Annotated in this window: 1 protein-coding gene; it reads right to left on the bottom strand. The window is 37.2% G+C overall.

Annotated elements, in window-relative coordinates; all coding sequences use genetic code 11:
• Positions 1-234: type I restriction-modification system subunit M N-terminal domain-containing protein (locus FE296_RS00055; RefSeq protein WP_150363964.1), on the bottom strand; the 234-nt coding region annotated here is incomplete at both ends.

Raw genomic sequence — 234 nt, 5'->3', positions numbered from 1 at the left:
TTAATGTAGTCCCAGCGGGATTCAGCAGGTACCCAGAAGATATTTTCTACGGTATATTCATCGATATCTTCTTCAAAGCCATCGCCTTCTTCTACAAGCTCGTTATATTTAGTTTCAAATTTATCTGAGATGTATTTCAGGAAGATGAGTCCTAATACAACGTGTTTATATTCACCAGAATCCATACTTCCTCTCAATTTATCGGCTGCTTTCCATAGTGTTTCTTCAAATCCT

It is taken from the genome of Paenibacillus sp. UASWS1643 (assembly GCF_008693195.1).
GTDB lineage: Bacteria > Bacillota > Bacilli > Paenibacillales > Paenibacillaceae > Paenibacillus > Paenibacillus amylolyticus_B.
Note: the sequence above shows the minus strand (reverse complement) of the source record. Positions and strands in the feature narration are given on the sequence as shown.